Here is an 8,460-nt window from a genome sequence, read left to right on the forward strand (position 1 = left end):
CTTTCAGCTCTTGGAAACGCCCCAGAAGAAAGGCAGCGGCCCCTTTACCACGCCTGACACATTCCGCCTCCAGGCCTGGTAGGAGAGGAAGAAGCCGGTGGGCGCGTAGAGGCCGAAGTCCATTGCCTCCTTGTTCAGGCGGTCCATGGCGATCTTCTCGGCGGGGATGTCGGGGGCGGCGAACCAGGCATCGCGCGCGGCCTCGACGCTGTCGCTCTTCGGCCAGCCGAACCAGGCCCCGTCGCCGTTCGCACGGATGGCGGTATAAGCGGCCGGGTTGATGCAGTCCGCGCCCGCGTGCCAGGTGTGGAAGATGTGCCACCCTCCCTGGGAGGGCGGCGTCTTCAGCGCGCGGCGGGAGCCAACCGTGCCCCAGTCCGTCGCAACGAAGTCGACGTTCATGCCCATCCGCTTCAGCAGGTCCGCCGAGACATCGCCGAAGGCCTTGGTGATCGGCTGGTCCTGGGCGACGACGATGGTGATCGGCTCACCCTTGTAGCCGGCCTCGGCCAGCATCCGCTTGGCGGCGTCATAATCGCGCCGACCCTTGAGGATCTCGCCGCCGGCCTCGCTGTAGATCGGGGTGCCCGGGGTGAAGAAGCTCGGCAGGGTCTTCCAGAGGTTCCGGTCCTCCCCCACCAGGGCCTGCATGTAGTCCTCCTGACTCATCGCCTGCAGCACGGCGCGGCGGGCGCGCACGTCGTTGAAGGGCGGGGGGAGGGGGTTCATGCGGAAGGCGCCGATATTGCCGAGCGGGTCCGCGATATCGACGACGATGTTGCGATTGCGCTTGAGCGTCGGGACTAGGTCGGTGATGGGGTTCTCCCACCAGTCCACCTCCCCGTTCTGCAGCGCGGCGGAGGCGGTGGCCGGGTCGGGCATGATCACCCACTCGATCCGGTCGATCAGCGCACGCTTGCCGCCCGCCAGCCAGGAGGCGGGCTCGTCGCGCGGGACGTAGTCGGCGAAGCGCTCGAACACGGCCTTCGCGCCAGGCACCCACTCGTTCCGCACGAAGCGGTAGGGGCCGGAGCCGACATACTCGCCGATCTGCTGAAATGGGTCGGTCTTCGCGATCCGCTCGGGCATGACGAAGGAACAGGGCGCGTTGTTCTTCGCCAGCGCCAGCAGCATCTTCGGATAGGGCGCCTTGAGGGACCAGCGGAAGGTCCGGTCGTCCACCGCCACCAGCTCGTTCTGGATGGTCAGGATCATCTGGCCCATCGGATCGCGCACGGCCCAGCGCTTGAGGCTCGCCACCGCGTCCTTGGCCAGCACCGGCTCGCCGTCGTGGAACTTCATGCCCTGGCGCAGGCGGAAGGTCCAGGTGAGGCCGTCGGGTGAAGCCTCCTCGCTCTCGACCATCTGGCGCTGCGGCCGGATCTGCTCGTCCACGCCGTAGAGGGTGTCCCAGACGAGGGCGGCCGCGTTGCGGACAACGTATTGCGAACCCCAGATGGGGTCGAAGTTCGCGAGGTTCGCCTGCGGCACGAAACGCAGCGTCCGCGCATTGGCGCCCTGGGAAAGGGCCGGGGCCGACACGCCGGCAATCCCCGGCAGCATCGCGCCGAGCCCAGCCCCGGCCTTGAGTAACACGCGACGATCCATCAGCGACATCCCCATCCGCGGCCGGCCTTCGCCGTGCCAAAAAGCCCCTTGGCGCGCAGCCTGCCGCAGAACGGCAGGTTGCGCCACCTTATCCCCCTCGGCCATGCACGGGACATGCCAGCCTTATGCCTTGGCGATGTTCCAGAAGACGGTGGCAGGAGCCTTGAAGGCCCCCGTCACGTTGCGACGCCAGACGCTCGGCTGCCAGTAGAAGCCCAGCGGAACGTAGGGGAGCACCTCCAGCGCCCGCGCGTTCATGGCCGCGCCGAGGCGCTTGCTCTCGGCCTCGTCAGCCGCATCGAGCCAGGCGGCTCGCAACTCCTCGATCCGCTCGTCCTGCGGCCAGCCGAACCAGGCATTGGGGCCGTTCGCGCGCAGGAAGAGGTGGATGGTGGGCACGCTGAGGTCGCTGCCGGAAGAGGTGGTGTGCACCACGCTCCAGCCGCCCCGCTCCACCGGCTCCCGGCTGGCCCGGCGCTGAATGACGGTACCCCAGTCGGCCGAGACCACCTCCACGTTCAGCCCTATCCGCGTCATCAGGTCGGCGGTCACGAGGGATAGGGTGTTGATCTGCGGATAATCGCTGGGCGTGATGAGGACCACCTTCTCGCCGGCATAGCCTGAGGCACGCAGCGCGGCTCGCGCGGCCTCGATGTTGCGCGTCCGAAGGATGGCGCTTCCTTCCTCGCTCGCGAGGGTGGTGCCGCAGGTGAAGACACCCTCGCAGACGCCCCATCCCTTCGGATCATCGCCGGCAACCGCGCGGAGATAGTCCTCCTGATTCACGGCCATGGCCACCGCGCGGCGGACGGCGAGGTTGTTGAAGGGCGGGTGCAGGTGATTGAAGCGGAGCACGCCATAGGTGCCCTCCAGCAGCCGCTGCTCGACCACCAGCTCCCGCGATCGGCGCATCAGCGGCAGAAGATCGTGCAGCGGGTATTCCCAGTAGTCCTGCTCGCCATTCACCATCGCGGAGGCCGCTGTCGCGGGGTCGCTGATGACCGTCCACTCCACACGGTCCAGCCGCGGCACGCGCCCGCCCGCCAGCCCGTCCGGCGCCTCCTGGCGCGGCACGTATCCGTCGAACTTCGCCCAAACGGCGCGCTGGCCCGGGTTCCACTCGCCAGCGAGGAAGCGGAAGGGCCCGGAGCCGGTGGCATCGCGGATCTGCTGGAAGGGATCGGTCGCCGCGATCCGCTCGGGCATGATGAAGCAGGGGTTCTGGCTCTTGCCCATCGCCAGAGCAAGGAAGGGAAAGGGCTTCTTCAACCGGAAGCGAAAACGGCGGTCGTCCAGTGCCGAGAGCTCGTCCACCTGGGCGTTGAGTGCCTGGCCGAAGGTGTCGCGGGCCATCCAGCGGCGGATGCTGGCCACGCAGTCCGCCGCGCGCACGGCCTCGTTGTCGTGGAAGCGTAGGCCGGGGCGAAGCGTGAAGGTCCACTCCCGGTTGTCATTCCCGACGACCCAGCCCTCCGCCATCTGCGGACGAGGGGTGTTGTTCGCGTCCACCGCGGTGATCTGGTCATAGACGAGATAGGCGTGGTTCCGCGTGACCACGGCTGTCGTCCAGACCGGGTCCAGGCTGGTGAGGTTCGCCTGGGGCACCACGCGCAGCGTGCGCGCGGCCTGCCCCTGCGCGAGGGCGGGCCTGGCGAGGGGGAGCGCGGCGGCCGCCGCCACTCCCTTCAGGGTATCGCGGCGGCGGATCATCGGGCAGCCCTCCTCAGGCGCGCTTGAGGTTCCAGAAGATTGCGAAGCCCGGCACGCGGTCCCTGAGGTCGCGGCGGATCGCGGTCAGCGACTTGTAGGAACCCACGGGGATGTAGGGCAGCTCGTCGAGGGCCACCCGCTGCATCTCGCGCGCGATGCGCTTCGACTCCTCGGCGTCGGGCGCGAGGAACCACTCGTCGCGCAGCGTCTCCAACCGCGGCATGTCCGGCCAGCCCGGCCAGGCGCTGGTGCCGTTCCCCCGCAGCGGGAAGTGCGCTGAGGGGTCCACGAAGTCGAAGGAGGAGAAGGAGGTGAGGATCATGCTCCACCCGCCCCTCTCCAGCGGCTCGCGGCTCGTGCGGCGCTGCACGGTGGTTCCCCAATCCGTCAGCACGATGTCCGCATTGAAGCCGAGCCGGCGGACGAGGTCGGCGCAGACCTGCGTCATGGCGGCGGGGGCAAGGATATCCGTGGGGCCGACCAGCCGCATGGGCTGGTTCGTGTAGCCGGCCTCCCGCAGCAGCGCCTTCGCGCGGTCGAGGCTGCGCGGACCGGTCAGCGCCTCCATGCCGACATCGTTGGCCAGCGGCGTGCCCGGCGTGAAGACCCCCGCATGTTCCCAGAGGCCGGGCTCCGTGCCGACGATCGCCTGCATGAAGTCCGCCTGGTCGATCGCCGGCAGCAACGCCTGGCGCATGCGCTTGTCGTTGAAGGGCGGGTGCAGGTGGTTGAAGCGGAGGATGCCCGTGAGCGGCAGCGGGTCGATCGCCTCCACCGCGAGGGCGCGGTTGCGGCGAATGAGCGTCTGGAGCTCCGGCGGCGGCTGCTCGAACCAGTCGATCTCGCCATTCTGCAGGGCGGCAGCGGCCGTCGAGGCATCCGTGATGATCTGCCACTCGACCCGGTCGAAATGGACCGATTTGGGGCCCGCCGTCAGGCTCGGGGTGCCCACGGGGGTGGGGCTGTAGTTGGGGTTCCGCTCGTAGACGACGAGGCTGCCCGAGTTGAACTCGTCCGCCTTGAAGCGGAAGGGGCCGCTGCCGACGGTCTCGCGGATCTGCTGGAAGGCGTCGGTCCGGGCGATCCGCTCCGGCATAATGAAGGCCGGGCTGTTGCTGACCTGGGCGAGGGCCGAGAAAAGGAAGGGGAAGGATCGCTTCAGCCGGAACTCCAGCCGCCGGTCGTCGAGCGCCGAAAGCCCGTCCACGAACTCCGCGAGCTTCTGGCCGGAAGGGGAGCGTTTCATCCAGCGGTTGAGGCTGGCGACTGCATCCGCCGCCCGCACCGGCTCGCCGTCGTGGAAGCGCGGGCCCTGGCGGAGGGTGATGGTGACGCGCCGGCCATCATCCTCGACGGTGTGACCCTCGGCCAGCTGCGGCTGGGGCCGGAAGCCGGCATCCATGCCGTAGAGGTTGTCGTAGACCATGTACCCGTGGTTCCGGGTAATGTTCGCCGTGGTCCAGATTGGGTCCAGGCTCGTGAGGTTCGCCTGGGGCACCATCTTCAGCACGCGCGCGCCGGCCGGCTGGGCCAGCGCGGGCATGGCCGGCGCGAGGACATTCGGTGCCAGGGCGGCCGTGCCGGCGGCTCCCAATAGATGGCGGCGAGTGATCATGCGGGCCCTTTCCTGGCGAGAGCCGCATGACAGCAGGCGCAGGGACGCCAAGGCAAGCGCCCCGCCACCCCCGTTCAGCTCTTCTGGACGCTCCAGAACATCGGGAAGCCCTTCGGCACGCCCGAAATGTTCCGTCGATAAGCGGTCGCCTGAAAATACTGGCCGAGCGGCAGGTAGGGCACCTCCTGGAAGGCCTCCGCCTGCACGTCACGTGCCACCTTCTTCTGCGCGTCCAGGTCAGGCGCGTCGAGCCAGGCGTTCCGCAGCTCCTCCATCTTCGGCATGGTCGGCCAGCCGAACCACGCGCTCTGCCCGGTGCCGCGCAGGGCCTGGCTGACGCCCGGGTTGAAGATGTCGAGCCCGGCGAAGAAGGTGAAGAACATGCTCCAGCCGCCCCGCTCCGGCGCCTCGCGGCTGGCGCGGCGCTGCACCACGCTGCCCCAGTCGGTGGAGATGAACTCGACGTTCATGCCGCACTTGGTGAGCATATCATTGCCGACCTGGGCGAGCGCGTTCAGCGAGGGGAAGTCGGAGGCGGCGATCACCACCACCTTCTCCCCCTTGTAGCCGGCGGCGGCGAGGTCGCGCTTCACCTTCTCATAGTCCCGCGGCGTGCTCAGCGCCTCGAGCCCGGCGTCGCTCGCCATGGGCGTGCCCGGCGGGAAGAAGCCGATGCCGTCCTTCCAGAGCGAGCGGTCCGTGCCGATGACCGCCGTCATGTAGTCGCCCTGCACCACCGCCCCGAGCAGGGCGCGGCGGATGGCCGGGTTGTCGAAGGGCGGGTGCAGGTGGTTGAACCGCGCCAGCGCGCAGAGACCGGTCGGATCCGGGATCTCCATCACCACGTTCCGGTTGCGGCGGAGCGTGGGCTGAAGGTCGGCCGTCGGCTGCTCCCACCAGTCCATCTCGCCGTTGGTCAGCGCATTGGCCGCCGTGGAGGCGTCGGGGATGACCGTCCACTCCACGCGGTCGATGTTCACGCGCTTGGGGCCGGCGGTCCAGCTCGGCGTGCCCTCGGCGCGCGGCACGTAGTCGGCGAAACGCTCATAAACGACCTTCGCACCGGCCACGCGCTCGTTGGCGACGTAGCGGAAGGGGCCGCTGCCGATCATCTCCCGCACGGCGGTGTTCGGATCGGTCGCGGCGATGCGCTCCGGCATCATGAAGCACACGGGCGTGCTCGGCTTGCCCAGCGCCGAGAAGAGCAGCGGGAAGGGCTGCTTCAGCCGAATGAGGATCGTCCGGTCGTCCGGCGCCTCCATGGCGTCGGTGCGGGCAAGCAGCACCTGGCCGAGGGCGTCGCGCGCGGCCCAGCGGCGAATCGAGGCCACGCAGTCCCGCGCCCGCACCGGCTCGCCGTCGTGGAACTTCATGCCCGGCCGGAGGCGGATGGTGACCCGCCGGCCCTCGTCCTCCACCGTGTGGCCCTCGGCCATCTGGGGCTGCGGCTCGAAGTCCTCGTCGAAGCCGTAGAGCGTGTCCCAGACGAGGTAGCCGTGGTGGCGCGTGACATAGGCCGTGGTGATGATCGGATCGAGTACCGTCAGGTCGGACTGCGGAATGAACCGCAGTACGCGCGAACCCGCCGCCTGCGCTAGAGCGGGGCGGGAGACGGCAAAGGGGGATGCGCCGGAAGGCGAGCCGCCGAGGGCCCCGCCCAGCGCCAGGCCGGCGGTACCGGCGATGAATTGGCGACGATCCGTTGCCATCTGCAGCGTCGTTCCTTTCGCGAGTGTGGCGGGAGGGGAGCCCAGCCACGCCGCCGGCGCAAGCCCCCTGCCCGGCCCGCGGGATTGTTCTGCCCTTCACGCGAGCAGCCGCAACCGCTAGAGGCGGGCCCATGCAACTCGCCAGGCCCTGGGACCAGCTGCTGCACCCGTCCCACCGCGCGCTCGCGACCGAGTTCATCCGCTTCGGCGTGGTGGGCACGGTCGGCTTCGTCGTGGACACGTCGGTGCTCTACGCGGCCCTCGCGGCCGGCGCCGGGCTCTACTGGGGCCGGGTCCTCTCCTATGTCGCGGCAGCCACCGGCAACTGGGCGCTCAACCGGGCCTGGACCTTCCGCTCGGCCGGGCGGGAAGGGGCGGGGCGGCAATGGGTCATGTTCCTCCTGGTGAACCTCGTTGGGTTCGCGGTGAACTACAGTACTTACGCGCTGCTGGTGGCGAACCTGCCGGTCGTCGCGGCCCACCCCATCCTCGGGGTCGCGGCCGGCTCCATCGCGGGGCTGGCGGGCAATTTCCTGCTCTCCCGCCGCTTCGTCTTCCGCACGCCATGAGCGCGCCGCGGATCGCCGTCCTCGTTCCGTGTCATAACGAGGAGGTGGCCATCGGCGCGGTGGTCGCCGGCTTCCGCGCTGCGCTGCCGGGCGCGACCGTCTATGTCTATGATAACAACTCGACCGACCGCACCCTGGAGGCAGCCGCCGCCGCCGGGGCCGTGGTCCGGCGCGAGAGGCAGCAGGGCAAGGGCAACGTCGTCCGCCGGATGTTCGCGGACGTGGAGGCCGACGCCTATATCCTGGTGGACGGGGACGGTACCTACGAGCCCGCCGACGCCCCCGCCATGCTGGCCGCCCTCTTCGGGGAAGGGCTGGATATGGTCACGGGCGTGCGCGTGACCGAGGCCGTGGCCGCCTATCGCCGCGGCCACCGGCTGGGCAACCGCGTGCTGACCGGCGTCGTCCGGCACGTCTTCGGCAACCGGGTGACGGACATGCTGTCGGGTTACCGCTGCTTCTCCCGCCGCTTCGTGAAGTCCTTCCCTGCCCTCGCCCATGGCTTCGAGACGGAGACGGAGTTCACCGTCCACGCGCTCGAGCTTCGGCTCCCGGTCGGTGAGCTCCACACCGCCTATCGCGAGCGGCCCGCGGGATCCGCCTCGAAGCTTCGCACCTATTACGACGGCTATCGGATCCTCCGGATGATCCTCGCCCTCGTCCAGCGAGAGCGGCCACGATTTTTCTTCGGCGCCGCCTCGGCCGTGCTGGCGCTGCTCTCGATCGGCCTATTCCTGCCCGTGCTCGAAACCTTTCTCGAGACCGGCCTCGTACCTCGCATGCCGACATTCGTGGCTTCCGCCCTGATCATGCTCCTTGCCATATTGTCGGCTGCTTGTGGACTGATCCTCGATACCGTCACACGGGGCAGGATCGAGGCAAAGCGGATCGCCTACCTCGCGCAGGAGGGTCCGTTGCGCCACGAAACCGCTCCGATATCGGATCGTTCGATTGTCGCGAATTAAGGCTTTTGGCTCACACATTCGTGTGCCGCCATGGTATCCGGGTGATGGCGGCGCCAGACCGCACTCGCGGTAGAGCTGCTTACGGAGAGACGACACATGGCCCTTCCAGCCCCGCGGGCTGATGCACTGGCCCGTGCATTGGCGACTTGCCGCTCCCAGTTTGTCACGGTCGGCATGTTCAGTCTCGTCGTGAACCTGCTGCAGCTCACCGTGTCGCTCTACATGATGCAGGTCTTCGACCGCGTGCTGGCGACGCGCAGCATCGACACGCTGCTCTGGCTTAC

At 68.8% G+C, this 8,460-nt stretch carries 7 protein-coding genes; 3 read left to right on the plus strand and 4 right to left on the minus strand.

Annotated elements, in window-relative coordinates; genetic code table 11:
- Positions 1-3: 3 nt before the first annotated feature.
- From BO39_RS17925 to BO39_RS17940, 4 genes are all read right to left on the minus strand, one after another.
- Positions 4-1,608 carry an ABC transporter substrate-binding protein gene (locus tag BO39_RS17925; protein WP_043835983.1) on the minus strand — a complete coding sequence of 535 codons (1,605 nt, stop codon included), beginning with the start codon at positions 1,606-1,608 and terminating at the stop codon, positions 4-6.
- 123 nt (positions 1,609-1,731) lie between these two features.
- Positions 1,732-3,315: an ABC transporter substrate-binding protein gene (locus BO39_RS17930; RefSeq protein ID WP_408735174.1), complete on the minus strand. Its 1,584-nt coding sequence runs from the start codon at positions 3,313-3,315 to the stop codon at positions 1,732-1,734.
- A 16-nt stretch (positions 3,316-3,331) separates the two neighbouring features.
- Positions 3,332-4,933 carry an ABC transporter substrate-binding protein gene (locus tag BO39_RS17935; RefSeq protein ID WP_043835914.1) on the minus strand — a complete coding sequence of 534 codons (1,602 nt, stop codon included), beginning with the start codon at positions 4,931-4,933 and terminating at the stop codon, positions 3,332-3,334.
- A 74-nt stretch (positions 4,934-5,007) separates the two neighbouring features.
- Positions 5,008-6,642: an ABC transporter substrate-binding protein gene (locus tag BO39_RS17940; protein ID WP_043835916.1), complete on the minus strand. Its 1,635-nt coding sequence runs from the start codon at positions 6,640-6,642 to the stop codon at positions 5,008-5,010.
- Positions 6,643-6,773: 131 nt separating this feature from the next.
- On the opposite strand from BO39_RS17940, the gene BO39_RS17945 reads away from it, so the two are divergent.
- The 3 genes from BO39_RS17945 to BO39_RS31185 form a co-directional block, all read left to right on the plus strand.
- Entirely contained in the window at positions 6,774-7,211 is a 438-nt protein-coding gene (locus BO39_RS17945; protein ID WP_052402259.1) for a GtrA family protein, read from the plus strand.
- Positions 7,208-8,176 carry a glycosyltransferase gene (locus BO39_RS17950; protein WP_043835919.1) on the plus strand — a complete coding sequence of 323 codons (969 nt, stop codon included), beginning with the start codon at positions 7,208-7,210 and terminating at the stop codon, positions 8,174-8,176. The genes BO39_RS17945 and BO39_RS17950 overlap by 4 nt, the downstream gene beginning before the upstream one ends.
- A gap of 96 nt (positions 8,177-8,272) precedes the next feature.
- On the plus strand, positions 8,273-8,460 hold a 188-nt coding region (locus BO39_RS31185), incomplete at its 3' end, for a hypothetical protein (protein ID WP_211257478.1).

Origin of the sequence: Roseomonas aerilata DSM 19363 (genome assembly GCF_000711725.1) — a bacterium.
GTDB lineage: Bacteria > Pseudomonadota > Alphaproteobacteria > Acetobacterales > Acetobacteraceae > Roseomonas > Roseomonas aerilata.

Bases quoted from the DNA above. Each gene is read 5' to 3' on its own strand.
- BO39_RS17925 (WP_043835983.1), bottom strand. From the start codon at position 1,608: ATGGATCGTCGCGTGTTACTCAAGGCCGGGGCTGGGCTCGGCGCGATG.
- BO39_RS17935 (WP_043835914.1), bottom strand. From the start codon at position 4,933: ATGATCACTCGCCGCCATCTATTGGGAGCCGCCGGCACGGCCGCCCTG.
- BO39_RS17940 (WP_043835916.1), bottom strand. From the start codon at position 6,642: ATGGCAACGGATCGTCGCCAATTCATCGCCGGTACCGCCGGCCTGGCG.
- BO39_RS17945 (WP_052402259.1), top strand. From the start codon at position 6,774: ATGCAACTCGCCAGGCCCTGGGACCAGCTGCTGCACCCGTCCCACCGC.
- BO39_RS17950 (WP_043835919.1), top strand. From the start codon at position 7,208: ATGAGCGCGCCGCGGATCGCCGTCCTCGTTCCGTGTCATAACGAGGAG.